The sequence below is a fragment of the Corynebacterium sp. KPL2680 genome, from assembly GCF_040225675.1.
Classification (GTDB): Bacteria; Actinomycetota; Actinomycetes; order Mycobacteriales; family Mycobacteriaceae; genus Corynebacterium; species Corynebacterium rhinophilum.
Window position 1 is genome coordinate 17318 of the sequence record NZ_JBEHFM010000005.1, and the last position, 25151, is coordinate 42468.

The window sequence follows — 25151 nt, forward strand, 5'->3', positions numbered from 1 at the left end:
TAATTCCCTCCTGCGGGCTGGCGCGGCGAAAGGGGCGCAGCGCCAACCGCCGGCCAGCAGCCAACCAGCGACGGAGAGGCGCTCTACCACTTGCGCAGGTAATTGATACGCTCGCGCAGTTGCTCCGCGCTGCATAACGCGGTGGGCGGTCCACCGCAGGCCTTGCGGACCTCGGTGTGGATGGCACCGTGCGGCCGGCCAGAGCTCCGCGCGGCGATGGAGACCACGGTATTAAGCTCCTTGCGCAGCGCGCCGAGCTCATCAACCACGCCGGTATCCTCCGCGGCATCGGACTCTTGCTGCTTCGCGGCTGGCGCATGACCCATGCCGTAAATCTTGCGGCGGTGGGCCTCTTCTGCCTCGGCGGCCCGGCGCGCCTTTTCCTCAGCCTCGCGGCGGTCCATTTCCTCGGATTGCTTCTTACGCAAGAGGTCTTTGACCTGATCGGCATCGAGGAGCCCAGGGATGCCGAGGAAATCGGCTTCCTCATCAGAGGTCATATCGCCGGTATTAAACTGCGAGCCGTTATAGAGCAGGCCAGAAAACTCGGCTTCGGCGCCTAAGGACTCGTAGGACTTTTCCAGCATGTCCGGTTCGGTCTTTTTCTGGTTTGCTTGCTCAAGCAGCTCGTCGTCCCAGCCTTCTTTCTCCGTCTTCTCTTTGCCCAAGACGTGGTCGCGGGATTTTTCCATGTGCTCTGCAAGGCCGAGCAGCACGGGGACGGAGGGAAGGAATACCGAGGCGGTTTCGCCAGGCATGCGGGAGCGCACGAAGCGGCCGATTGCCTGGGCGAAGAACAAGGGGGTCGACGCGGAGGTGGCGTAGACGCCCACTGCGAGGCGGGGCACGTCGACGCCCTCGGACACCATGCGGACGGCAACCATCCATTCATCGGTGGAGTCCGCAAATTCTTGAATGCGGTCCGAGGAACCTGGGTCATCGGACAAAATAACCGAGACGGGGGTATTGGAGAGTTGCTTGAGGATTTTCGCGTAGGCGCGGGCGGTGGTCCTATCGGAAGCGAGCACGAGCCCGCCGGCATCCGGCATATTGCGCCGCATCTGCATCAAGCGGGTATGCGCCGCCTGCAGCACGGCCGGGATCCATTCGCCCTTGGGGTCAAGCGCGGTGCGCCAGGCGCGCGCGGTTTGTTCCACGTTCATGATGTCACCCAAGCGCGCGGAGTGCTCCTCCCCGGCGGAGTCCCGCCAGCGCGCCTCGCCGGAGTAGGACAGGAAGACGACGGGGCGCACGACGCCATCGGCAAGCGCATCGCCGTAATCATAAGTGTGGTCGGCGCGCGAGACCTTATGGCCTTCCCCATCGTCCTCATAGCGCACAAAGGGGATGGGCGATTCATCGGAGCGAAACGGCGTACCGGTCAGCGCAAGGCGGTGGTTGACGTCGTCGTAGGCCTCCTTCACACCATCGCCCCAGCTTTTGGCGTCGCCGGCGTGGTGGATCTCGTCCAAGATCACCAAGGTGCGCCGCGCGGACGCAACGGCGCGGTGCTTGAAGGGGTGCATGCCCACTTGGGCATAGGTCACCACGATGCCATCCATGCTGGGGTTCACAGCAGAGGAGTTCGTGAAGGCAGGATCCAAGGCCAAGCCCACCCGCGCGGCGGCGGCAGACCACTGCGTCTTCAGGTGCTCGGTCGGCACCACGACGATGACGCGCTCCACCGTGCGGTCTTCCATGAGCTCCGTCGCGATGCGCAGAGCAAAGGTGGTTTTACCCGCACCTGGGGTCGCCACCGCCATAAAGTCTTGTGGCTTGGTGGCGAGGAATTTATCGAGGGCTGATTGCTGCCACGCGCGGAGGTTCGTCTTCTTAAACGTCCTCACTTGCGGCGAAGACCCTTAAAAACGCGTTCGCAATCGGGGCAGACCGGCGAGCCCGGCTTTGCCTGTTTAGTTACCGGGAAGGTCTCACCGCACAGGGCAACGACGTACTTGCCGTTGACCGCGGAATCGAGGATCTGATCCTTTTTGACGTAGTGGAAGAACTTCGGCGTGTCATTATCCGTCGTCGAAGTGTTTTCACGAATATCTGGCCGTTCAATTGTCTTCGTAGTCGTAGTCACGCACCCCATTTTGCCGCATCAGCATCGAACTTTGCGAGTCATGCGTCTACCCTTGGAGAACATGCACACTCTACGCACGCCAACGCCGGCTTTCCCGTCCCCTGTTGTAGGGTTACGCGCCGCGCTCCAGGGAGGTGCGTAGTTTAAGTGTTTGGCAAAAAGGAACGTTTTCTCATCACGGATGCCAAGCTCTCGCCCGCACAAGATCGCAGGCGCCGGGAGTTATGGTACGGCTTTTTCCAATTCTTGCGCGTGCCGTCCCTGCTCATTGCCGGGGTCTTTTTATACCTGCATTGGTGGTTCCTCGCGGCGATTATCGTGGGCGTGACTTTTCCTTTGCCGTGGATTGCCGTGGTCATTGGCAATAGCCGCGGGGAGAAGAAGGATAAGCGCGATAAAAATGTCTATAAACCCGCGATGAATCGTCAGCTATATTCGCAGTATCAGAACCAACAGATTTCCCGCGGCGGCTCCACGGCAATCGAATCTAAGCACTCGGTCATTGACCATGACGATACTGCCTCCGACTAACCGCATCATCAGCATGAATAGTACGACTGGAAAGGAACTTCTCCCAGTATGACGTCCTTTGGCCCCCACTTCGATGCCGCCGCGCTGCGCGATCTTGCCCCAGAGTTGGCGGAGGCTTTTTCGCAGGCCGGTTTTACTACCGATGGTTTAGCGGGGCATTTGGGCCCGGAGCTTACGGAGGCCCTCTACCGCGGTGAGCCTGCCGCGGTGGCGCGCGGGACTGCGGGTAATACCCAGCTGGATACGCTCATTCGCTTCTTCCTGCTGCATGAGCATCTGCCTGCCACGTTGCTTGCCGATGCCCTCGGGGCCCGCCTTGCCACCAAGCTCCTGGATGCCGGCGTGGCGCTTTCCGATGATCGCGGCAGCATCTACATTGCCCTCGATATCCGGCCCCATATCATCGTTGGCTCCAACCGCCTCGTCTTTTCCGATGTCGATGCCTCGCTGGTGGACCACGTCCCCGGCGCGGATCACGTCTTGGGCGTCGGGGCGGCAAGCCTCTCACTCTTGCAATCGACGCCGGTAAGCCCGGTATCAACGGTGCTCGATTTGGGCACCGGCTCGGGCGTGCAATTGCTGGGTCAGCTCGAGAGCGCGCACAGCATTACCGCGACAGATGTCCACCGGCGCGCGCTTGACTTGGCTGGGGCAACCGTCGCCGCCGCTGGGTCCAGCACCGAGGTAGAACTTGTTGAGGGCTCGTGGTTCGAGCCCGTTGCGGGGCGCACCTTTGACCGCATCGTGGCCAACCCACCATTTGTCGTTGGCCTCCCTGAGGTGGGCCATGTCTACCGCGATTCTGGCCTGAACTTGGATGGGGCCAGCGAATTGGTGGTATCCCAGGCAGTAGAGCACCTCACCCCGGGTGGAACCGCACACTTGCTCGCCGCCTGGGTGCATACCAGCGGGCAAACTTGGCAGCAGCGCGTGGCCTCGTGGCTGCCCGATAAGGGTATAGCCGCTTGGATCATTCAGCGCGATATCGCCGATCCTTCCCTCTACGTATCCACGTGGCTCAAGGATGAATCGTTGGATGTGCGCAGCGATGAGGGCAAGGCTCGCTCCAAGGCGTGGCTGGATCATTTCCACGACCACGATGTCACGGGTATCGGGTTTGGATTCGTCGCCATCCAAAAAATCGCCGATGATGAGCCCTCCGATATCTTGGCCGAAGAAATGCCGCAGCACTTTAGTGATCCTTTGGGACCCGAGGTGGAAGAATACTTCGCCCGCGTGGCGTGGCTGCGCGATTTGGTTCCTGGTGAGCTGGAGGGCAAGCACTTCCAGGTACGCCCACAGGTGGCCAAGGAAGAAGTCAGCGTGGCCGATACCGATAACAAACAAGGATTTAACCGGGCGGTAATCCGGCTAACCCGTACCGATGGGCCCCGGTGGAGCCACGAAGTTGATGAGCACTTGGCCGCAATCGTTGCGGGCCTATCTCCCTACGGGCTCAACCTTGCCGAGACCGTGGGCCTTTATGCGGCCGCGCACGGCTTCGATGAAGCAGAACTGACCGCGGCGGCGCTTCCCGCCATTATCGATATGGTCCGCCACGGCTTGCTCATCCCCGCCGATCTGCTGCTCGAGGACGACGCTTCCCCGGCTACCCACGCCGATTAACACCGAATAGCGCCGTATAGCTAAGAAAGGAAGAGACTTTTATGCGCGCAGTACTAACCCGCGTATCCGAAGCCGCGGTCACGGTTGCAGGCGAAACCGTCGGCGCCATCGATTGCCCTGAGACCGGCGGACTTTTAGCCCTCGTCGGTGTTTCCAGGGAGGATTTGGACGATTGGGCACCGCGCGCGGAAAAGATGGCCCGCAAGATCGCGGAGCTGCGCATCCTGGAAGGTGAAGTATCGGTCGCCGATGCTGGAGCACCGGTATTGGTAGTCAGCCAATTCACGCTCTATGGCCGCACCGCCAAGGGGCGGCGCCCATCGTGGGCTGATGCGGCCCCGGGGGAAGAGGCCGAGCCAGTCATCGAGTACATCATCGAGCACCTTCGCGAGCGCAATATCGCGGTCGAATCAGGCCAATTCGGGGCTATGATGCGCGTATCTTCCGTCAACGAAGGCCCGTTTACGGTTTTGGTCGAGACCTAATCTCCTCTAACGCATTTTTCTCATCATCTGGCGTTAACCTGCACGAGTGCCCACTCACACCCACGATTATTTATGAGTTAGATCGCAGAGAGTTCGATATTGTTCAACAATGCATATCGCTGGGTGCCGCGCAAGCTTTTTTAGAGTGATAATTAACCTATCCCAAAATGTAATAAATTATTATCACGTGGCATTACCGCGGGCTTATACTTAACGCGTAACGAAGTGAATGGGCTGGATACAAGCTGAAAGTTTAGTTTCAGGCCCTTGCCCGCACACGCTGGTGAGAGAAAATATTTTCTCACTCCAGGGTGACAGGAGCCCTCAAGCTTCGGTCAACCCCATGCAGAGGAGGAAAGAAAATGTCCCACAAGCTCTTGCGCCACGGACAAGTCGAACACCCGGAACACAGTGCGCAAATTCCGGAACAACTACCCGCAGAAGAAAAGCCACCTGCTGACGGCATAGAGACCCCATTTGCAGGCCAAGAAGGCGCCCCGGCGTGGAACAAGGAAGACACCGTTTGGATGCTCTCCCTATTCGGCACCGCCATTGGTGCCGGCGTGCTCTTCCTCCCTATCAACGCTGGTATCGGCGGCATCATCCCGCTTCTTATCATGACCGTCGTCGCCTTGCCGATGACCTACTGGGCCCACCGCGGCATGACCCGCTTGGTCCTATCAAGCTCGAAGCCAGATGGCGATCTCACCGACGTCGTGGAGGAACACTTCGGCGTTAAAGCCGGCGTGCTGATGAATATCCTCTACTTCCTTTCCGTCTACCCCATCCTGTTGGTGTACTCGGTAACCATCACCAACACGGTCAATTCCTTCTTGGAACACCAGCTAGGTATCACTCCACCGGAGCGGTGGCTTACCTCGTTGGTTCTCGTAGGCGGACTCATCCTCGTCGTACGCATGGGCAAAAGCGTGGTCGTCCACGTTATGTCCTACTTGGTATACCCGTTCATCGGTATCCTGGTCCTGCTCTCGCTGTACCTCATCCCCAAGTGGAATACCGCACTCTTTGATAGCTTCGACCTCGACGTCGCGCGCGAAGCTTCCGGCCACGGCATGGGTATTACCTTGATGCTCTTGGTCCCAGTTATGGTCTTTTCCTTCAACCACTCGCCCATGATTTCTTCCTTCGCCGTTGACCGCCGCCAGACCTACGGCAAGTACGCGGAATACAAGTCCCGCAAGATCTTGCTCCGCGCGGAAATCCTCATGGTCGTCGTCGTGATGTTCTTCGTCTTCTCCTGCGCGCTCAGCCTATCGCCTGCGGATATGGCCGAGGCCAAGGAACAAAACATCACCATCTTGTCTTACCTGGCCAACCACTTTGATAACCCCGTCATCCAGTGGATTGCCCCCATCATCGCCATGATTGCCGTAGCCAAGTCCTTTTTGGGCCACTACCTCGGCGCTGCAGAAGGCTTCGAGGGCCTCCTGGTCAAAGGCAGCAAAAACGCCAATAAAGATGATGCAGAATCCAGCCACAAGCTTGACACCATCACGCTCATCTTCATGCTGGTAACCGCATGGCTCGTTGCCTGGGCAGATCCTTCCATCCTCGGCATGATTGAAACCCTCTGCGGCCCGACCATCGCCATCATGCTGTTCCTTATTCCGATGATTGCCATCCACAAGGTCCCAGCTCTCGCCCGCTTCAAGGGCAAGGCCTCCAACTACTTCGTCTTCATCATGGGCCTGGTCGCCCTCGCCACCATCATCTACTCCATCGTGCAGGCTTTCTAAGCAGCACTTGCTTCTCAGGATTTTCCAGGAGAAAACCATGTTCATCAGCATCTTCGATATGTTCAAGATCGGCATCGGCCCCTCAAGCTCACACACCCTTGGGCCAATGAAAGCCGGCAAGGCCTTCGTTGACGAACTCAAAGAAAAAGGCCTCATGGATAAGGTCACCCGCGTCCAGGCCAACGTCTACGGCTCCCTATCCTTGACCGGTGTGGGCCACTCCACCGATAAAGCCATCCTGTTGGGACTGGCCGGCGAAGAACCAGAAACCGTCGATATCGACGGCATCTCCGCCTTCATGAAAAAGATCAACCAGAGCGAAACGCTCCTTCTCGGTGGCACGCACAAGGTGAGCTTCCCCAAAGACGGCGGCTTTTACTTCCACGACGAATACCTCCCCATGCATGAAAACGGCATGTGCCTTATCGCCTTTGCCGGCGAGGAAGACATCCTGCACAAGACCTACTACTCAGTGGGCGGCGGGTTCATCGTCAAGCAAGAAGACTTCGCCATGCGCACCCAAGATACCGTCGACGTCCCATTTGCTTATGCCAGCGCGGAAGAACTACTGGCGCTGTGCGAAACAAATAATATGACACTTCCGGAGCTCGGCAGGGCCAATGAAAGAGCACTGCGCAGCGAGGGGGACATCGACGAGCACCTGCGCAAGGTCCGCGATGTCATGTACACCGGCATCAAGCGCGGCTCCACAACCGATGGCCCCCTGCCCGGCGCCCTGCTCGTGCCGCGCCGCGCCGCCGCCCTGAAGCGCAGGCTGGAACAATCCGACCCCCACGATGGCCTCAACATTTTGAGCTGGGTGAATATGTTTGCCCTGGCCATTTCGGAGGAAAATGCCGCCTGTGGCCGCGTCGTCACCGCGCCTACCAACGGCGCATGCGGCGTCGTGCCTGCGGTACTGGCCTATTTCGATGAATTCGTTGAGCCGGTTACTCCAAGCATGTTCGCGGACTATATCTTCGCCTGCAACCATATTGCCGCGCTCTACAAGATGAATGCCTCCATTTCCGGTGCGGAAGTAGGCTGCCAAGGTGAAATTGGCGTCGCCTGTTCCATGGCAGCAGCCGGGCTGGCCCAACTGATGGGGGCGACACCGGAACAAGTCTGCGTGGCGGCCGAAATCGGCATGGAACACAAATTGGGCCTGACCTGTGACCCGGTCCTAGGCCAGGTGCAAGTCCCCTGCATCGAGCGCAACGCCGTAGCCGCGGTAGACGCAATTACCAGCGCGCGCATGGCCTTGGACCGCGAAAGCAAGCCATGTGTCAGCCTCGATGAGGTGATCTGGACCATGTACAACACCGGCAAGGACATCAACGCCAAATACCGGGAAACCTCACAAGGCGGCCTCGCCCTAGCGGTGCACCCGCCCATTCCGGTATGTGGTTAATGTCGGCACCCTAGGCTCCGCAAAGAGCGCCATATAAGGAGGTGAGTACTTGGCCACGGCCGGCTACTCGCCTCCTTTTGTCGTTACTTTATGGTACCTTATCAATAATTTGACAGGAATTATAAGGACATGCTTCAGCTAATGAACCTTTCTAGCAGCCATGCCCCCGAAGAAAACTTCCTCGAGCAGTACATACCACTCGTCGATTTCCTCGGTCAGGCCATGGGCCCTAACACCGAAATCGTGCTTCATGATCTCGATGTACCCGATAAATCCATCATTGCCATTGCCAACGGCCACATCTCTGGACGCGAACTAGGCGGCCCGGTCACAGACTTTGCCCTCTGGTTCATGAAACAGGGTGATGCGGCGGCCGTTCCAATGATGACGGGATACCGCGCGGTCAATGGCGAGGGGAAAGTGTGCCGCTCCTCAAGCTATTTCCTGCGCGATACCACCGGCCATATGCGCGGCATGCTTTGTATCAATGTGGAATTATCCGAGCTGATCCAAATCCGCGATGCCGCTAACGCGATGATCGGTGGCACCGTACCGGCCATCGATAAGGCGAAGGCCTTCGGTGGCTACCCCGACACCACCACACCGCCAAAAACTCCGATACCTGAAGCGACGGCGAATAAAAAGCCGGAAGCGCCCTATAGCGAATCACTGCGTTCCAACGTCGAGCACCTTCTGGACTCCATGCTGGATTCCGCGATTTCCACGCACTCCACTCCGGTCGAGGCGATGCAGCGCAACGAACGGCTCGAAGTCATCGCTTCCCTTGAAGACGCTGGCTTCTTCCTGCTCAAGGGTGGCATCGCCGCCGCGGCCGCAAGGCTCGGCGTATCTGAGCCCACGGTATATCGCTACCTCGTACAAGTCCGCGGCTAAGACTCCCCCGCCACGTGGATGAGCGGTTTTACCGTGTTCACGTGGCGCATGCGCTTGTCGACGCCCCCAAAAAGGTGGGGCAAAACGCCCGGCACGTCGCCGTTTTAAACATTTCAGGATGCGTGGGAACTAAATGCGGCCTCACACCGTTGTACTTTTTGAAACAGGCGACAATTTCAGGAGGCTGAAAGATGACGAATCCATCTGCCAACACCGCCAATGGCACTTCGACTGCCGCTACTGATGAGGAACAGGAAGTAGACCGCGGGTCTCGCCGCAATCAAACCAATGACAATCCCTCTGCGGATTTGGTACGCGTCTACCTCAACGGAATCGGTAAGACCGCCCTGCTCAGCGCCGAGGACGAGGTTGAACTCGCGCAAACCATTGAGGTGGGCTTGTATGCAGAATACAAGCTCAATAACGCAGAGAAGCTGACGCGCGCAGAAAAGCGCGACCTGAAAATTTTGGCTCGCGAAGGCAAGAAGGCCCGCTCCCACCTGCTGGAGGCAAACCTCCGCCTCGTAGTCTCCTTGGCCAAGCGGTACACCGGCCGCGGCATGCCACTATTGGACCTCATCCAAGAGGGCAACCTTGGCCTTATCCGCGCCATGGAAAAGTTCGATTATGCCAAGGGCTTTAAGTTCTCCACCTACGCCACGTGGTGGATCCGCCAAGCCATTACCCGCGGTATGGCCGATCAGTCGCGCACCATCCGCCTCCCGGTCCACTTGGTGGAACAGGTAAATAAGCTTTCCCGCATCAAGCGTGAGATGTATCAGTCCTTGGGCCGCGAGGCGACCAATGAGGAGCTGTCGGAGGAATCCGGCATCGATGAGAACAAGATCGAGATGCTGCTGCGGCAGTCCCGCGATCCCGTCTCGCTCGACATGCCCGTCGGCACCGACGAGGAAGCCCCGTTGGGCGACTTCATCGAGGATGCTGAGGCTACCGATGCTGAGACCGCCGTCGTGGCCTCCATGCGGCACTCCGATATTCGCGGTGTCATTGACACGTTAGAAAAGCGCGAGCAGGACGTTATTCGCCTGCGCTACGGCTTGGATGACGGTGTGCCACGCACCCTTGACCAGATTGGTCGCCGGTTCGGGCTCTCCCGCGAACGCGTACGCCAAATCGAGCGTGAGGTCATGGCCAAGTTGCGCGATGGCAACCGCGCCGATCGCCTCCGCGAGTACGCGCTATAAAACTTTTCGCCTCCTGAACCTTCATTAATCGCGACCTCGACTGTGCCGCCGAGAATTTTTTCCAGTGTGCTTTCGAGGTCGCGTTCTCTATGCAAGCGGCGAGCTCGAACTCGTCTCCGAAAATCTCTCCAGCAAACTTAGGGCAACTTAAGCTAGTCTGGATACAGAATGTAAAAAGCGCTGTCTGCATTGCGCACGGCACGCATTACTGTTTCTCAAAGAAAGGTATGCCCACGTGAGGGACCTCGTTGATACTACTGAGATGTACCTTCGGACCATTTATGAATTGGAAGAAGAAGGCATCACTCCCCTGCGCGCCCGGATTGCGGAACGCTTAGAGCAGTCCGGACCTACCGTATCCCAAACCGTTGCCCGCATGGAGCGCGATGGTCTCCTCCACGTCCGTTCGGATCGGAGCTTGGACCTTACCGAAAAGGGACGCGAATTGGCTACGGCTGTTATGCGCAAGCACCGCCTTGCAGAGCGTTTGCTTACTGATGTCCTCGGGCTCGATATCAGCAAAGTCCACGACGAGGCCTGCCGCTGGGAGCACGTGATGAGCGAAGAGGTGGAAAAGCGCATGGTCACGGTCCTCGATGATCCCAGCCGTTCTCCTTTTGGCAATCCGATTCCGGCGCTGGCAGAGCTGGGCTTCCAGGTCCCCGAACCATCAATTGGGACGCGGGCTATCGATCTCCCGGATGGCGAAGAGAAGTCCGCCAAGATTATCCAGATCAATGAGATTCTGCAGGTAGATGAAGCTACCTTCCGGGATCTCGCTGAGGCTGGAATCCGCATCGGCACCGAGGTCACCGTGGTCAATAATGGCGGCACCATTTCGCTTACCACTCCCTCGGGTAAGGTCATCACCTTGGCAGATGATCTGGCGCACGCTGTGCGCGTGGAGGTCTAGGCCATGAAGCTTTTGGTTACTGGCGGCGCCGGCTATGTCGGCAGCGTGTGCTCCGCAGTCCTCGTTGAGCAAGGCCACCATGTCACCATCATCGATAACTTTTCCACGGGAAACCGAGATGCAGTACCGAACTCGGCCCGCATAGTAGAAGGCGATGTGGCAGACAAGGCCGCAGAGGTGCTGGGCGAAGGCGATTTCGAGGGCGTTCTACACTTCGCCGCCCGCTCGCTCGTCGGTGAATCCGTGGAAAAGCCGGACGAATACTGGCAGCACAACGTCGTGACCACGCTGCGCCTGCTCACTGCCATGCGCGATAACGATGTGAAAAGCCTCGTCTTTTCTTCCACCGCGGCCACCTACGGCGAGCCGGAGCAGGTTCCTATTACTGAGGACATGCCGACCCAGCCCACGAATCCCTATGGCGCTAGCAAACTAGCTATCGACTACATGATTTCGTCTTTTTCCCAGGCGTTTGGGCTCGCGGCTACGTCCCTGCGCTATTTCAACGTTGCCGGCGCGTACGGTTCCATCGGCGAAAACCGCGAGATTGAAACCCACCTTATCCCCATTGTCCTGCAGGTTGCTCTGGGGCACCGCGATAAGATTTTCATGTTTGGCACGGATTGGGATACCCCGGATGGAACGCCGGTGCGCGACTACATCCATATCCGCGATCTTGCCGATGCCCACGTGCTCGCCCTCCACAGCAATACTTCCGGGACCCACCGAATCTATAACTTGGGTTCCGGCGAGGGATACTCCGTCAAGCAGGTCATCGAGATGTGCCGGAAAGTCACCGGCCACGAGATTCCGGCAGAAATCGCCCCACGCCGTGCCGGAGACCCAGCCACACTCATTGCATCCTCAGAAAAAATCAAGCGGGAGCTTGACTGGAATCCCCAGCGCACGGACTTGGAGACCATCGTGACCGACGCGTGGAATTTCACTCGGCAGCTGGGCGACCGGGCGCATTCGGCAAGGCGCTAAAACGCGGGGCTACACAAAGCCATCGGCATCAATCCCCGCTGCCTCCCGCGCGGCGTCGCAACCGCGGCTCAAGCTAGTAATGAGGCGTTCCCCCATTCCGCTGCGATAGGCTTGGGCGATGAGCTGGCTCAAATTGTGCCCAGGCGCCTCATCGATGGCGACGGTCAGCGCCGGGCCGGCATAGAGTCCGAATTTCTGCGCCACCTGGGTCGCTGCATATAACGCCAGGGCGTTATAGCGGATGGGGCCGCCAAAGGTGCGCGCCGTGGCCAAAAGCAAGGTGCCGGCCGCGTGCGGGGATTCAACGAGGTCCCGGATGACCAGGTCTCGCATCCATGTCGTCGACATCCACATTGCCCCCACGCAGAGTAATTCTTCGTTATCCAACGTCTCTTCCAGGGTTTCTACCTCACTTAATACATATTGCGCATCCGCGATGAGGTGCTGGACCACGCGGATTGGATCCGTCGTACCGTAGCCGTGGCCGGCGCGCATCTGCCGCGACAATTCCTCAGCGCAGCGCTGCATGGACACGATTTCTTCGTGCCCGAAGTACGGATTGTGCGGGGCGAATTGCTGGACCAGCTCATTGCGGGAAAGTTCCGGCAAAGTGCCGTTTTCTACGCAGGCGCGCATGGAAGAGCTGGTGGAAATAGCGGGAATGGTTCCTTCGGTCCAGGCGGGCATAGGGCCCTTGCCACCCCCGGTGCTAAAGCCGAATACAAGATCGTAGGCAGTGGACGTGGCGATTTCTTCCACCAGCCAGCAGGCATCAATTCCGGTGCCCTGGTCATCTTCGAAGTGGTAGAGCGACTCGATCATCTCCCAGAGCTCTACTTCCTCGCGCTGGGAGATGATAAAGCCGAGGACGACTTCCGGGTTCCCACAATGAAAGGCGCTCATAATCTCTGGAAGGGCCGCAGGGACATCGGACAGGTCTACACGCGCGACTGGCCCCATGGTGCGGCCTGCTGGAGTTGGTTCGATGGAGATGAGGACGATGGATTCTGCTGGAAAGAATCCGAGGATTCCTGGAATATTGGCAAGGATATCGCCGGGTGTACGGATGGGCTGGTGTGGTGTTGTGATCTTCATGGCTCCTAGCTTCGGGGCCTGCGGCAAGTACCGAAAGCCCACCACAGGCAGAGGGCCGAAATCTGTGGATAAGGTGGGTGGAAGGGGGCATCGGCAAGCAGTTATGCACAACCCCATCGCACCGGGCCTAGCGTGGGTTGCCGAGTTAGGGCATAATGGGTTATTTAACTACTCCGCGAACACTGAACTGAGTGCGTGTGGGAATAGTACGGTCCTGGCGGTCGTTGATCTAGATTAAGAGACCAAGGAGGTAACACATCATGCACGAAGAAGAGCGCAGCATGTACGAATTGGAGTACCCCGCTCCGGTGGTCAAGGACAATTCCGGTGAAGGAAAAGGCCCCACCATGATTGTTGCCATGCACGGCTATGCCGATGCAGGCCAGGCTATTGAGTCGAGCGCCGATCATCTCAAGGCGGCGCTGGAAAACCGCCAGCTAGCCTCCTTTAACTCTGATGAGCTCATCGATTACCGCTCCCGCCGCCCCGCCGTCACCATCGATAATGACCGGGCCCTAGAGGTAGAACCCATGGATTTGGGCTTGAAGGTCCTCCGGGATAATTCCGGCAAGTCTTTCCTCCTTCTCTCCGGTCCTGAGCCGGATATGCGCTGGGAAGCCTTTACTACGGCGGTGGTAAAACTGGTGGAGAAATTCGATATTGAAGACACCATCATGCTCTACGCCGCGCCGATGCCCGTGCCGCACACCCGCCCCACCGTGGTCACCGCACACGGTACTGCCTCCCGCCTGACGGAAGGCATGGTCAAGATGGACTCGACGATGATGGTTCCGGGAGCCGCGGCGCTCTATATAGAAAAGGCCTTAGCGGATAAGGGCCGGACGGTCGCGGGCTATACCGCGCACGTGCCGCACTACCTGGCTGCGTCCCCGTACCCGCAGGCCACCTTGGAGCTCCTTGACTCCGTGGCTAAAGCCGCCCAGCTCAATATTCCGCTGGGCAGCATTGAGGCGGATATTTTCCGCGTCGAGGGCCAGCTGGATGAGCAGGTCAATGGCTCGGAAGAGATTGAGGGCGTGGTCCAGCAATTGGAGCAGCAATACGATGCCTTCATGGACCGCTACCGCGAAGAGCACCCACAGGCCATTATGCCGGGCGAGGAAGCCGTGCCCAGCGCGGAGGAAATCAGCGAAGAATTCGAAGCCTTCCTCGCCTCGCTCGATGAGTCCGATAGCGAGGAGATTATCCATACTGATATTGATGACCGCGAAGACTCTGCCGATGATGATGACAGAGACTTAGGCGACGATATCTAACGAACCCGCCCCCATCGCCGCTAAGGTGGTGGGGGTGAACTTATCTCAGCAGCTGCCAGATTTAACGGAAGTCCCCGAGTCCCTCATCGATGAGGCCATTTGGGATACTTTTAACTCGTGGACCACCAGCAAGGGAATCGATTTATACCCCGCGCAAGAGGAGGCCTCGCTCGGCATCTTGGCCGGAGATAACGTCATCCTCGCGACCCCCACGGGTTCGGGAAAGTCCATGGTGGCCAACGCCGCCCACTTCATCGCCCTAGCCCGTAGACAGCGGAGTTTTTATACCGCGCCCATTAAGGCGCTGGTCAGCGAGAAGTTCTTTGCACTGTGTGAAATCTTCGGCGCAGAGAATGTGGGCATGATGACTGGCGATGCCACCGTAAACGGCAACGCCCCCATCATCGCCGCCACCGCCGAGATCGTAGCCAATATCGCGCTTCGCGACGGCGCCGAGGCCAACATCGACCAGGTAGTCATGGACGAATTCCACTACTACTCCGATCCTGATCGCGGCTGGGCGTGGCAGGTTCCGCTCTTGGAGCTGCCCAAGGCGCAATTCCTCTTAATGTCCGCCACGCTCGGCGATACCGATTGGCTGCAGGAAGATCTCACCCGCCGCACGGGGCGCGAGACTAATTTAGTGGCCGGCTCTACCCGCCCGGTGCCTCTGGATTTTTCCTATGTTTTTAGCGCGGTGCACGAAACCATCGAGGAGCTGCTCGCCGATAATAAGGCACCCATTTATGTCGTGCACTTTTCCCAGCGCGAGGCAGCCGAGCGGGCCCAAGCCCTGACCTCGCTTTCTGGAATTATTAGCAAAGAGGAAAAAGAGGATATCGCTGAAGAAATCGGCGGATTCCGCTTTACCACCGCCTTTGGCAAGGACCTCTCAAAGTTACTTCGCAAGGGCATTGGCATCCACCATGCGGGAATGCTGCCCAAATACCGGCGACTAGTGGAGCGCCTCGCACAACGCGGCCTCCTCAAGGTTATTTGCGGCACCGATACCTTGGGCGTGGGCATCAACGTCCCTATCCGCACCGTATTGATGACTGGCCTGGCCAAGTTTGATGGGCAACGCCAGCGCATCTTGAAGTCCCGCGAATTCCACCAGATTGCAGGTCGCGCCGGGCGTGCGGGCTATGACACGGAAGGTACCGTCGTCGTCGAGGCTCCAGAGCACGAGATTGAAAATGCCAAGGCCCGCAGGCGCATTGGCGATGACCCGAAGCGGCTCAAGAAGCTTAAGAAAAAGTCCGCACGCGAGGGCGAAGTCTCTTGGTCCGAGAAGACCTTTGCGCGGCTCACAGAAGCAGAACCGGAGCAGTTGACCTCGCAATTCCGGGTGTCGAATTCGATGCTGCTGAATGTCTTAGCCCGCCACGGCGACGGCTATGCGCATATGCGCCACCTCTTGCGCGATAATCACGATCCCCGCAGCAAGCAGAACAAGGATATCCTCACCGCCCTCGACCTATTCCGCGGATTGGTGGATTCCGGCGTGGTCCAAAAATCCACCAAGGGGCTGGATATCTACGGCCGCCCCTACCACCTCGTGCGGGAATTGCCGCGAGACTTTGCCCTAAACCAGCCCCTCGGGCCCTTTGCCTTGGCCGCGCTCTCCCTGTTGGACCCAGAGGCAGACAGCTATCACCTTGATGTGATCTCGGTCTTTGAGGCGATCCTCGATGATCCCCGGCAGGTGTTGCAGGCCCAGCAGAAGAAGCGGCGCGGGGAAGAAATTGCCGCACTCAAGGCGGACGGGGTGGACTACACCGACCGCATGAATATCGTGGAGGATATTACCTGGCCCAAACCCCTAGAGGAGCTGATCGAGCAGGCCTACGATACCTTTGCGGAAACCAATGCGTGGGTAAAGGAATTCGAGCTGCGGCCGAAATCCGTGGTGCGCGACATGGTGGAAAATGCCATGACCTTCTCGGATTTGGTGGCCACTTACGGCTTAGCCCGCTCTGAGGGCGTTATCCTCCGCTACCTCACCGATGCCTGGCGCACCCTCAAACAGTCCATCCCCGATGAATACACGACGCCCCAAATTGAAGACATCATTGTCTGGTTGGGCGAGCTTATCCGCCAGGTGGATTCCTCGCTTGTCGATGAATGGGCGCAGATGGCCGGCGAAGACTCCCCCATCGATCAAGATACGCTCGACCGCGAGCTGGCCTTTGGCGTCGAAGACCCAACAGCCCTTACCGCCAACCGCCGCGCTTTTGGCATTATGGTGCGCAATTACATGTTCCGCCTCGCGCAGCTCTTCGCGCTGGAGGAAGAAGACCGCCTGGCCGAGGTATTGGATTATCTGGACGAGGTCCCCGATTTTGGCGCCGTCTTGGATGACTACTTCGACGAATACGACGATATTGATACCGGCCCTGAGGCGCGCGGGCCAGAGTACTTCCGGCTGGAAGAATCAAGCTCCCGCAGCTGGCCCGTGCGGCAAATCATTAAGGACCCAGCAGGCGATCGCGCCTATCAATTCGTCGCCACCGTCGATCTGGACGCCTCCGATGAAGCCGGCGAAGTCCGCCTGTCAGAGTTGCGCGTCGAGTATTAGGAACGTGCGGGTTGGGTAAAACGACTTAAGCCACCCCCTCCGCTGCACTCGGCGCCCTGTGGGGGACGCCGAGACAAACAGTGGGCGGGGGGTGGCTTAGTTTTTTAAGGCTGATTAAGCAGCGCTTTTAGCGTGCAGCCTCAATCTGAACAGCCTGTGCGACTGCCTGGATGACAGAAGCAACCTTGATGGCCTCCCAGACCTGCTCCTTGGTCGCGCCAGTATCGTTGAGCTTCTGTGTGTGTGCACCCAAGCAGTGCTCGCAGCCGTTGATGGCGGAAACTGCGATATTCCACAGCTCGAAGTTAGCGTCCTCCACGCCAGGCTTCGAGATAAAGTTCATTCGCAGGCCGAACTTAACCTGTGCGTAGTCATCGCCCAACCAACCCTTGGCGCGGTAGGCAACGTTGTTCATTGCCATGACGGTAGCAGCGCCGTAAGCGGCGTTGATAGCTTCCTCAGAGAGGTGCTCTTGTGCCTCTTCCGCGATTTCAGAAATCACGGTGTCATTGCGGGTAGCTGCCGCCGAAGCCAACAGGGTGCCCCACAGCTGCTCTTCATTCAGCTCGGTCGTGCGGGTCAGCGCGCCCAAGTTGAGCTTCTGGTCCTTGGCGTACTCGGGTAGCGATGACTTCAAGTTCTCGATAGACACAGTTTTTCTCCTTCTAAATCTTTTCTCAGTAATTTAAATTGCAAGGCAAGTGCGTGCCCCGCCAGAACGGCGGGGAAAGCACCTACTGATAACTAAGGCTTAAAGCTGGGACTGAACAACGTCCATCTTATCGATGTTCTTGGTTGGGTCGTTCTTCTCCCAGTTGCAGGCGCAGACCTCTTCGGACTGCAGGGCGTCGAGAACGCGCAGAACCTCGTCAACGTTACGGCCCACAGCGTCCGGGGTAACGGAGACGAACTGGATAACACCATCTGGGTCGATGATGAAGGTTGCGCGGTCAGCAACGCCGTCAGCGTTTTCTACGCCCAGGGCGCGGATCAGGTCGTGGCGCACGTCAGAGAACATCGGGAACGGAACGTCCTTCAGGTCCGGGTGGGTTGCGCGCCAATTGAAGTGAGCGAACTCGTTATCGGTGGATCCGCCCAGCACCTGGGTGTCGCGGTCCTGGAATTCTTCATCCAGCTTGCCAAAGGCAGCGATCTCGGTCGGGCAAACGAAGGTGAAGTCCTTGGGGTAGAAGAAGACGACCTTCCACTTGCCCTCGTACTTGTCCAAGGAAACCTGCTCGAAGTAGTCCTCTGGCTGGCTAGCGTTAACGTCGTGCAGGTCGCCGCCGGTCAGGGCGGTGAGGTCGAATTCTGGGAACTTTTCGCCAACGGTCATGATAGGCATGTTCTTCAACTCCTTCTTAAAAGGGTAATCTTTTTCAAGTTTCTGACAGTCCCGTACCGAGGACCACGGGCCGGACCCTCTCCGGCCCAACAACAAAGACAATACCATTAATTCCGGTCACGTCAATAGCTAATCCTATAGATAAATGTTAGAGTGATAGGCATGCATAATAAAGAGTATCGACCAACACTTGCCCAGCTGCGCACGTTTGTCACCGTGGCGGAAAACAAGCACTTCGGCACCGCTGCCGCCAAGCTGGAGATCTCTCAGCCCTCCCTCTCCCAGGGCCTCGTGGCACTCGAGCAGGGGCTCGGCGTGCAGCTCATCGAGCGCTCCACCCGCAAGGTCATCGTAACCTCGGCCGGTGAAACCCTTCTGCCCTATGCCAAATCCACACTTGAGGCCGCCGATACCTTTCTCGCGCACGCCCGCGGCGCCCACGGCACGCTGTCCGGCCCGTTGACCATTGGCGTCATCCCGACCATCGCCCCGTATATCCTCCCGGACTTGCTGGCGATGATTACGGAGACCTACCCAGAGCTTGAGCCGCGCTTTGTGGAGGAGCAAACCCAGCACCTCATCGCGCGCCTGCGCAACGGCAACCTCGATTTAGCCGTCCTTGCGCTGCCTTCAGAGGCCACGGGCATGGTCGACAGCCCGCTGTACACCGAGGACTTCGCCATCGTCAGCCCGCCCGATCACCCCATCGCCGGGCGTACGGACGTCCAGGTGGCGGAGCTGCGGGACTTGGATTTGCTGCTGCTTGACGATGGCCACTGTCTCCGCGACCAAATCGTCGATCTCTGCCGGCACGCCCACGTCAACCCGGCGGAAGCAACCAATTCCGTCACGCGTGCCTCATCGCTTACCACCATTATGCAGCTGGTCATGGGCGGGCTCGGCTGCACCCTTATCCCCAAGTCCGCATTGGCCACCGAATGCCACGGCAAGAACCTCGGCATCGCCTACTTCGATCCCGATGTCACCGCTGAGCGCGAAATCGGCCTCGTCTTCCGCTCCTCTGCCGCACGCAGTGAAGAGTTCCGCGAATTCGGCACCCTGATTACCGCCGCTTATGAAAATGCCCTCGCACGCTCGCTGGAGGGATAAAACCGCCACACACGATTAAGGCCACCGAAGCAATGCCTCGGTGGCCTTAAATAATGCTAAAGCGCTTACGCAGTTTGGCCGGTCGCGCGGCCTGCACACTGGCGGAACAAGTAAGCCGTAGCCAGTAAGGTAACCGGTACGGCCACAATCAAGCCAACCAGCAACAGGATGCCGCCGGCAATCGTAATCAGCGCGTTGAGCACCGTCAGCAGCAGGAGCTGGCCGTAGTTTCCTTTACCGGCCTTAAAACCGTTCTTAATGGCTTGGCCAACCCCGTCACCGTCGGCTGCAAACCATTGCATCAGCATATAAAGCGGCTGGATGAATAGGCCGATGAGAGCCACTACAGCCATGACTCCGAAAAAGCTCGCCATGGCTTCCAACGCCTCGTCCTCGGTGGCGTCGGCGCCCGCGTCTGGGCCGAGGAAGATCGAGCCACCAACGAAGATGAACATTACTACCGAGGAAATAATACCGATGATGATCATGATCACCAGTGGCTGCCACCACCGCACGTCCTTGCCCACATAGCTCCACCCAGTACGCGGGTCATCGATCTGGAAAAGCGCCAGTCGCATCGCCAACAAGCTGACGACGACCATGATCACGTAGGACACGATTTGCACAATGGATCCCGCACCGGAGGCATCCGCGCCCTCTGCGGGAGCAACGGCCAGGCTCACTCCGGAGACTGCTATGACAATGACGCCAACGAGCAAGGCACCGAGTATCCACAGTTTCCAGTTCTTAAACACCGTGCGAAAGGCCCACGAAATCGAATCAATGGCCGAGGGCTTTCCGGTAAATCCGCCGGAATTTACGGTATTGTCCTGTGCTTGGTAGCCCGCATATCCTTGATTGCCGGAGCTTTCGTAGCTGCCGCTCTCGTGGCTGCCGCCATAGGACGGCAGGCTTCCGTAGCTCGGCTGATCCTCCGGGTGATCAGTCGGTTCATAGCGGGGAAAATCGTCATTTCCACCGGAGTTTTTGTCGTTCATCAGCGGTGCCTTCCTTCTATATTCGGGTTGGGTGCAACGAGAAAAATATCTTTTAGACAAGTATTTTCACAATAGCAACTTTTTCCACTCCACGAAACCGGGGTAAGCTCATAGATTAGCCATGACACAGCATGAAACCACGACATCGCAGGCCCCTAGCCGCGATGAACTTTTTGCCGCATTAGACAACGTCACCATCGCCGAGGCCCGCAGCTTCCGCCGCCGCCTATCGAAGGCACGCGCCCCCAAGGCCCTGCGCGAAGTCGGCCAGGATATCCAGGCTGCCGCAGATCGCCTAGCGCTTGTCGATGCCGCCGTTCCCCCACTCACCTACCCCGATTCCCTGCCGGTCAGCGGCCGCAAGGACGATATTGCTGCCGCGATTGAAGAAAACCAGGTCGTCATCATTGCCGGCGAAACCGGTTCCGGTAAAACCACGCAGATCCCTAAAATCTGCCTCGACATCGGCCGGGGCCGCCGCGGCCTTATCGGCCATACGCAGCCGCGCCGCATTGCCGCGCGGACCGTCGCCGAGCGCATCGCCTCCGAGCTGGACCAAGATATCGGGGAATCTGTAGGCTACGCCATCCGCTTCGATGACCAGGTTTCTGATAGCACCGCCGTAAAACTCATGACGGACGGTATCCTGCTCGCGGAAATGCAGCGCGATCGCTTCCTTAATAAATACGACACCATCATTATCGATGAGGCGCACGAGCGCTCGCTGAATATCGACTTCCTCTTGGGGTATCTCAAGCGGTTGCTTCCCAAGCGGCCCGATCTCAAAGTGATCATCACCTCCGCGACGATCGATCCGGAAAGTTTTGCCGAGCACTTCGCCCAGCCCGATGGCACCCCTGCGCCCATCATCGAGGTATCCGGGCGCACCTATCCGGTAGAAATCCGCTACCGTCCCCTCGAATTCGAGGCCGGTGGAAAGCTGGTGGATCAAGACCCGCTCGATGGCTTAACCGAGGCCATCGAGGAGCTCATGGCAGAAGGCGACGGCGATATCCTCTGCTTTTTCCCAGGCGAGCGCGATATCCGCGATGCTATGGAAGCAATCGAGGCTAAGAAGTGGAAAAACGTGGAGGTCGCTCCCCTCTTCGGGCGCCTGTCCAACCAGGAACAGCACCGCGTATTTAGCAATCACCGCGGAAGGCGCATCGTTTTGGCCACCAATATCGCCGAAACCTCGCTGACCGTGCCCGGAATCCGCTACGTCGTGGATACCGGCACCGCGCGCATCTCGCGCTATTCCACGCGGACCAAGGTGCAGCGCCTACCTATCGAGCCCATTTCGCAGGCCTCTGCCAATCAGCGCTCGGGTAGGTGCGGCCGCGTCGCCGATGGCATCGCTATCCGCCTCTACAGCGAGCAAGACTTTCAAAGCCGACCAGAGTTTACTGATCCGGAAATCCTGCGCACCAACCTGGCCAGCGTCATTTTGCAGATGGTCTCGCTCAAGCTCGGCGATATCGAGAAATTCCCCTTCCTCCAGCCACCCGAGTTCAAGGCCATTCGCGATGGCCTCAACCTCCTCCACGAGCTCGGTGCCCTCCAAGACAAGCACGAGAAACCGGCGCTGACCGAAACCGGCCGCAATTTGGCCCGCATCCCACTCGATCCCCGCATGGCACGCATGCTTATCGAGGCCCATACCAACGGCTGCCTCCACGATGTCATCGTCATCGTTGCCGCCATGACCATCCAAGACGTGCGCGAACGCCCGCTGGACTACCAAGCGCAAGCTGATCAAGCGCACGCGCGCTTTAAGGACAAGACCTCTGACTTTTTGTCCATGCTGAAGTTGTGGGATTACATCAAACAGACCCGCAATGAGCAATCAGGCAATAAATTCCGCAAGCGCATGAAGCAGGAGTTTCTCCACTACATGCGCATCCGCGAGTGGTTCGACCTGGTCCGCCAGCTCAAAGACGTCTCCAAGCAGCTGGGGTGGGATTACCAAGAAGGCACCGAACGCCGCTCCGACGATATTCACATCGCGCTGCTATCTGGCCTGCTTTCCAATATTGGCGCCCGCGACGGCAATTCCAAGGAGTTCCACGGCGCGCGCAATACCCGTTTCCTCGTCTTTCCAGGTTCCGCCTTGGCCAAAAAGCCACCCGAGTTCCTCATGGCGGCGGAGCTCGTCGAAACCTCTCGGCTTTGGGCACGCGACGTTGCCGCTATCGATCCGGCCTGGGTGGAAAAACTCGGTGCGGACCTGCTCAAACACAACTATTCCGATCCCACGTGGTCCCGCAAGCGCGCGGCCGCCATCGCACACCAGAAGTCCACGCTCTACGGCGTGCCCATCGTCGCGGATCGCACCGTGCCCTATCACCGCGTGGATCCCGTCGCGGCGCGCGATATGTTCATCCGCAATGCGCTTATCACCGGCGAGTGGAACGCGCACCACGACTTCCTCAAGGCAAACGCGCAGGCCCTTGATGAAGCGGCCGAATACGAGGAAAAGGCCCGCCGCCGCGGCCTTATCGTGGATGAGGATACCCTCTTCGATTTCTATGACCAGCGCATTCCCGCCAAGGTCACCACGGGCCGCCATTTCGATTCCTGGTGGAAGAAAAAGCGCCGCCAGGAACCCGATCTGCTGAATTTCGACCCAGCCACGCTTGTCGATGACTCCCACGACGTAACCGAAGTCTCCTTCCCAGATCACTGGCGCAAAGGCTCCATCGATTACGAGCTGACTTATAAATTCGAACCCGGCGACCCGCTCGATGGCGTCACCGTCATGGTCCCCGTTCCCATGCTTGCCGGCCTCGATACCGAAGGCTTCGATTGGCTCGTTCCCGGCCTGCGATTCGAGCTCGTCAACGAGCTTATTCGTTCCCTTCCCAAGGCCCTGCGGCGCACCGTCGTGCCCGCCCCGGAATTTGCCGAGCGCGCCATGGACCGGCTCATTCCCTTCGAAGGCCCCCTTACCCAGCAGCTTGCCGATGTCCTGCGCGAGCTCGGCGGGCACGGCATCAACGCCTCCGACTTCCAACCGGACAAGTTGCCGGATCATTTGCGGATGAACTACGCGGCCATCGACAAGCGTGGCACCATCATCGACTCCGATAGGGACCTTGCCGCCCTGCGCGAGCGCCAGGCCGGGCACATCAAATCGTCCGTCTCTCAAGTTAGCCGCACCGCCGAATCCACCGCAGTCAGCGAGTGGACCGACGATACCCTGGGCACCGTTGACGAGACCGTCACCACCACCGTTGACGGCCACGAAGTCACCGCCTACCCAGCGCTGGTGGCCACCAAAGACGGCGTGGAGCTTAAGGTTCACCCCACCAAGGCCGCTGCCGATGCCGCCATGGTCACCACCACCCTCACGCTCTTGATGCGCGAAATTTCTGTCTCGACCGCGCAAATGGTCAAGGGGCTACCCTTGCAACAGCGCGTCGCCGTGGACTCTTATCCGCATGGCGGTGCCGACGGGCTGGTCAATGACGCACGCGTCGCGGCAATCCGTGATCTTATGCTCGAAGCCGGCGGCCCCGTACGCTCCCCTGAGGCGTTTACCGAGCTCAAGGAATCTGTAAAACCACAGGTCCCCGGCCGCGTGCGGCAATCAATTGTCTCGATCGCACCTGGCTTAGCTGAGTATTCCAATCTCCGCGCCGAGCTTTCTCACTGGGACGGTCCCGCCATCGACGATATGGAAAAGCAACTCGCTTTCCTTCTCCCGCCGAATGCCATCACCGTGCACGGAGCCGCGCACCTGCGACACCTTCCCCGCTACATCCAGGCAATGCGGATCCGCTTGGAAGACCTGTCGCTCGACCCAGATCGCGATGCCGACCGTCAGGCCGAGGTAGATAACGCCATGGCCTACCTGGCAAACCGGCTGCGCAACCTCCCCGCGGGTCGTAAAAGGACGCGCGAGGTCAAGGACCTCCACTGGATGATCGAGGAATTGCGGGTCTCGCTATTCGCCCAGCGCCTCGGAACGGCGCACGCGGTATCCCTGCGGAGGATCCAGAAGGCAGTGGATAAACTGCGCTGACCTCCCAGCACCTCGAGTCCCCGTCACCCGCTGAGAACTCCGCTCCCGCCATCGCTGGTCGGTCGGCTGGCTAACCAAAACCGCCAGCCGACTATCGCCGCAGCCCAAACACAACTGCCGCCCATGCGCCGCTGCCGACGAACCACAAGGAAATCCGTTCTCCTGGCCGCCGGCGCCATGAGAATTAGCCGACCACAGCGAAATAATGATGCAAAAAGCCAGCTAAAACTGCTCTAAACCTGCACTCGCATGGCCGTATAACTGCTAAGAAACCGCCATAAGCCCCGCATTTTAAAGGTCCCCGCGATCGCGTCGCCGCATCAGTCGAATCTCCGATTCAAAATCGTCCGCGCTCTCGAAAGATTTATATACCGAGGCAAAGCGCAGATATGCGACCTCGTCTAGGTCGCGCAGCGGCTCAAGGATCGCAAGCCCAATTTCGTTGGCGTTAACCTGCGATGACCCATGGCCCCGCACTGTTTCCTCAACTTCTTGTGCCAACTTCTTAAGGGCATCATCGCTAACATCTCGGCCCTGGCAAGCGCGCCTGACACCCCGAATGAGTTTGTCCCTGCTAAATGGTTCTGCAAGGCCGTTTCTCTTAACGACCAGCAGTACGGCCTTTTCCACAGTGGTAAAACGCCCTTTACACGAAGCACACTCGCGGCGGCGCCGTATCGATGCGCCTGCATCAACCACGCGAGAGTCAATAACGCGGGATTGTTCGTTATGGCAAAACGGGCAGTACACGCTAGTCCTTTCGCTATTTTAGCTTCTCGGCTTAGTTTACCCCGAGGCCAAACCAGGATTCAGACGCCAATACACCAGA

General features: G+C 58.6%; 20 protein-coding genes. 13 read left to right on the forward strand and 7 right to left on the reverse strand.

The window, feature by feature from the left end:
- Positions 1 to 83 precede the first annotated feature (83 nt).
- Both ABRP66_RS03720 and ABRP66_RS03725 read right to left on the reverse strand, forming a co-directional pair.
- Positions 84 to 1847, reverse strand: a complete 1764-nt coding sequence (locus ABRP66_RS03720; RefSeq protein ID WP_349838351.1) for a DEAD/DEAH box helicase — start codon at positions 1845 to 1847, stop codon at positions 84 to 86.
- Complete coding sequence (locus tag ABRP66_RS03725) at positions 1844 to 2095, reverse strand: DUF3039 domain-containing protein (RefSeq protein ID WP_349838352.1); 252 nt, start codon at positions 2093 to 2095, stop codon at positions 1844 to 1846. The genes ABRP66_RS03720 and ABRP66_RS03725 overlap by 4 nt, the downstream gene beginning before the upstream one ends.
- Positions 2096 to 2233: 138 nt before the next feature.
- Between ABRP66_RS03725 and ABRP66_RS03730 the strand changes: the two genes are divergently transcribed.
- The 9 genes from ABRP66_RS03730 to galE all read left to right on the forward strand — a co-directional run bounded on the left by ABRP66_RS03730 (position 2234) and on the right by galE (position 11895).
- Positions 2234 to 2617: a DUF3099 domain-containing protein gene (locus ABRP66_RS03730; RefSeq protein ID WP_284853237.1), complete on the forward strand. Its 384-nt coding sequence runs from the start codon at positions 2234 to 2236 to the stop codon at positions 2615 to 2617.
- Positions 2618 to 2665: 48 nt separating this feature from the next.
- Positions 2666 to 4243: a DUF7782 domain-containing protein gene (locus ABRP66_RS03735; protein ID WP_349838353.1), complete on the forward strand. Its 1578-nt coding sequence runs from the start codon at positions 2666 to 2668 to the stop codon at positions 4241 to 4243.
- A 41-nt stretch (positions 4244 to 4284) separates the two neighbouring features.
- Positions 4285 to 4728, forward strand: coding sequence for a D-aminoacyl-tRNA deacylase (dtd, locus tag ABRP66_RS03740; RefSeq protein ID WP_284769675.1), 444 nt, complete (start codon positions 4285 to 4287; stop codon positions 4726 to 4728).
- Positions 4729 to 5090: 362 nt separating this feature from the next.
- Complete coding sequence (locus ABRP66_RS03745) at positions 5091 to 6485, forward strand: SLC5/6 family protein (RefSeq protein WP_284796059.1); 1395 nt, start codon at positions 5091 to 5093, stop codon at positions 6483 to 6485.
- Positions 6486 to 6522: 37 nt separating this feature from the next.
- Positions 6523 to 7896: an L-serine ammonia-lyase gene (locus tag ABRP66_RS03750; RefSeq protein WP_349838354.1), complete on the forward strand. Its 1374-nt coding sequence runs from the start codon at positions 6523 to 6525 to the stop codon at positions 7894 to 7896.
- Between the two features lie 129 nt (positions 7897 to 8025).
- A complete protein-coding gene (locus ABRP66_RS03755; RefSeq protein ID WP_410762819.1) occupies positions 8026 to 8790 on the forward strand; it encodes a helix-turn-helix transcriptional regulator in 765 nt (254 codons plus the stop codon).
- A 191-nt stretch (positions 8791 to 8981) separates the two neighbouring features.
- Positions 8982 to 9995 (forward strand): sigma-70 family RNA polymerase sigma factor, encoded by a 1014-nt coding sequence (locus ABRP66_RS03760; protein WP_284784261.1) that lies wholly within the window; start codon positions 8982 to 8984, stop codon positions 9993 to 9995.
- Positions 9996 to 10230: 235 nt separating this feature from the next.
- Complete coding sequence (locus ABRP66_RS03765) at positions 10231 to 10908, forward strand: metal-dependent transcriptional regulator (protein ID WP_284769670.1); 678 nt, start codon at positions 10231 to 10233, stop codon at positions 10906 to 10908.
- Positions 10909 to 10911: 3 nt separating this feature from the next.
- Positions 10912 to 11895, forward strand: a complete 984-nt coding sequence (galE, locus tag ABRP66_RS03770; protein ID WP_349838355.1) for a UDP-glucose 4-epimerase GalE — start codon at positions 10912 to 10914, stop codon at positions 11893 to 11895.
- 9 nt (positions 11896 to 11904) lie between these two features.
- On the opposite strand, the gene ABRP66_RS03775 is transcribed toward galE, so the two are convergent.
- Positions 11905 to 12990, reverse strand: coding sequence for a DUF4192 domain-containing protein (locus tag ABRP66_RS03775; RefSeq protein WP_349838356.1), 1086 nt, complete (start codon positions 12988 to 12990; stop codon positions 11905 to 11907).
- A gap of 260 nt (positions 12991 to 13250) precedes the next feature.
- On the opposite strand from ABRP66_RS03775, the gene ABRP66_RS03780 reads away from it, so the two are divergent.
- Positions 13251 to 14267, forward strand: coding sequence for a PAC2 family protein (locus ABRP66_RS03780; protein WP_349838357.1), 1017 nt, complete (start codon positions 13251 to 13253; stop codon positions 14265 to 14267).
- Positions 14268 to 14301: 34 nt separating this feature from the next.
- Complete coding sequence (locus ABRP66_RS03785; protein WP_349838358.1) at positions 14302 to 16845, forward strand: DEAD/DEAH box helicase; 2544 nt, start codon at positions 14302 to 14304, stop codon at positions 16843 to 16845.
- Positions 16846 to 16972: 127 nt separating this feature from the next.
- Here ABRP66_RS03785 and ahpD read toward each other — a convergent pair whose 3' ends face one another.
- Together ahpD and ABRP66_RS03795 are read right to left on the reverse strand one after the other, a co-directional pair.
- The gene (gene ahpD, locus ABRP66_RS03790; RefSeq protein WP_023022695.1) at positions 16973 to 17497 is read right to left on the reverse strand and encodes an alkylhydroperoxidase, AhpD family; all 525 of its coding nucleotides are present in this window, start codon (positions 17495 to 17497) and stop codon (positions 16973 to 16975) included.
- Between the two features lie 99 nt (positions 17498 to 17596).
- Positions 17597 to 18190: a peroxiredoxin gene (locus ABRP66_RS03795; RefSeq protein WP_023022697.1), complete on the reverse strand. Its 594-nt coding sequence runs from the start codon at positions 18188 to 18190 to the stop codon at positions 17597 to 17599.
- 162 nt (positions 18191 to 18352) lie between these two features.
- Here ABRP66_RS03795 and ABRP66_RS03800 point away from each other — a divergent pair, with 162 nt between their 5' ends.
- Positions 18353 to 19300 carry a hydrogen peroxide-inducible genes activator gene (locus ABRP66_RS03800; RefSeq protein ID WP_284769664.1) on the forward strand — a complete coding sequence of 316 codons (948 nt, stop codon included), beginning with the start codon at positions 18353 to 18355 and terminating at the stop codon, positions 19298 to 19300.
- A 65-nt stretch (positions 19301 to 19365) separates the two neighbouring features.
- On the opposite strand, the gene ABRP66_RS03805 is transcribed toward ABRP66_RS03800, so the two are convergent.
- Positions 19366 to 20298: a hypothetical protein gene (locus ABRP66_RS03805; protein ID WP_284769663.1), complete on the reverse strand. Its 933-nt coding sequence runs from the start codon at positions 20296 to 20298 to the stop codon at positions 19366 to 19368.
- Positions 20299 to 20419: 121 nt separating this feature from the next.
- On the opposite strand from ABRP66_RS03805, the gene hrpA reads away from it, so the two are divergent.
- Positions 20420 to 24322: an ATP-dependent RNA helicase HrpA gene (hrpA, locus tag ABRP66_RS03810; RefSeq protein WP_349838359.1), complete on the forward strand. Its 3903-nt coding sequence runs from the start codon at positions 20420 to 20422 to the stop codon at positions 24320 to 24322.
- 291 nt (positions 24323 to 24613) lie between these two features.
- Here the strand turns inward: hrpA and nrdR are convergent, their stop codons facing one another.
- Positions 24614 to 25072 (reverse strand): transcriptional regulator NrdR, encoded by a 459-nt coding sequence (gene nrdR, locus ABRP66_RS03815; protein ID WP_023017363.1) that lies wholly within the window; start codon positions 25070 to 25072, stop codon positions 24614 to 24616.
- Positions 25073 to 25151 lie beyond the last annotated feature (79 nt).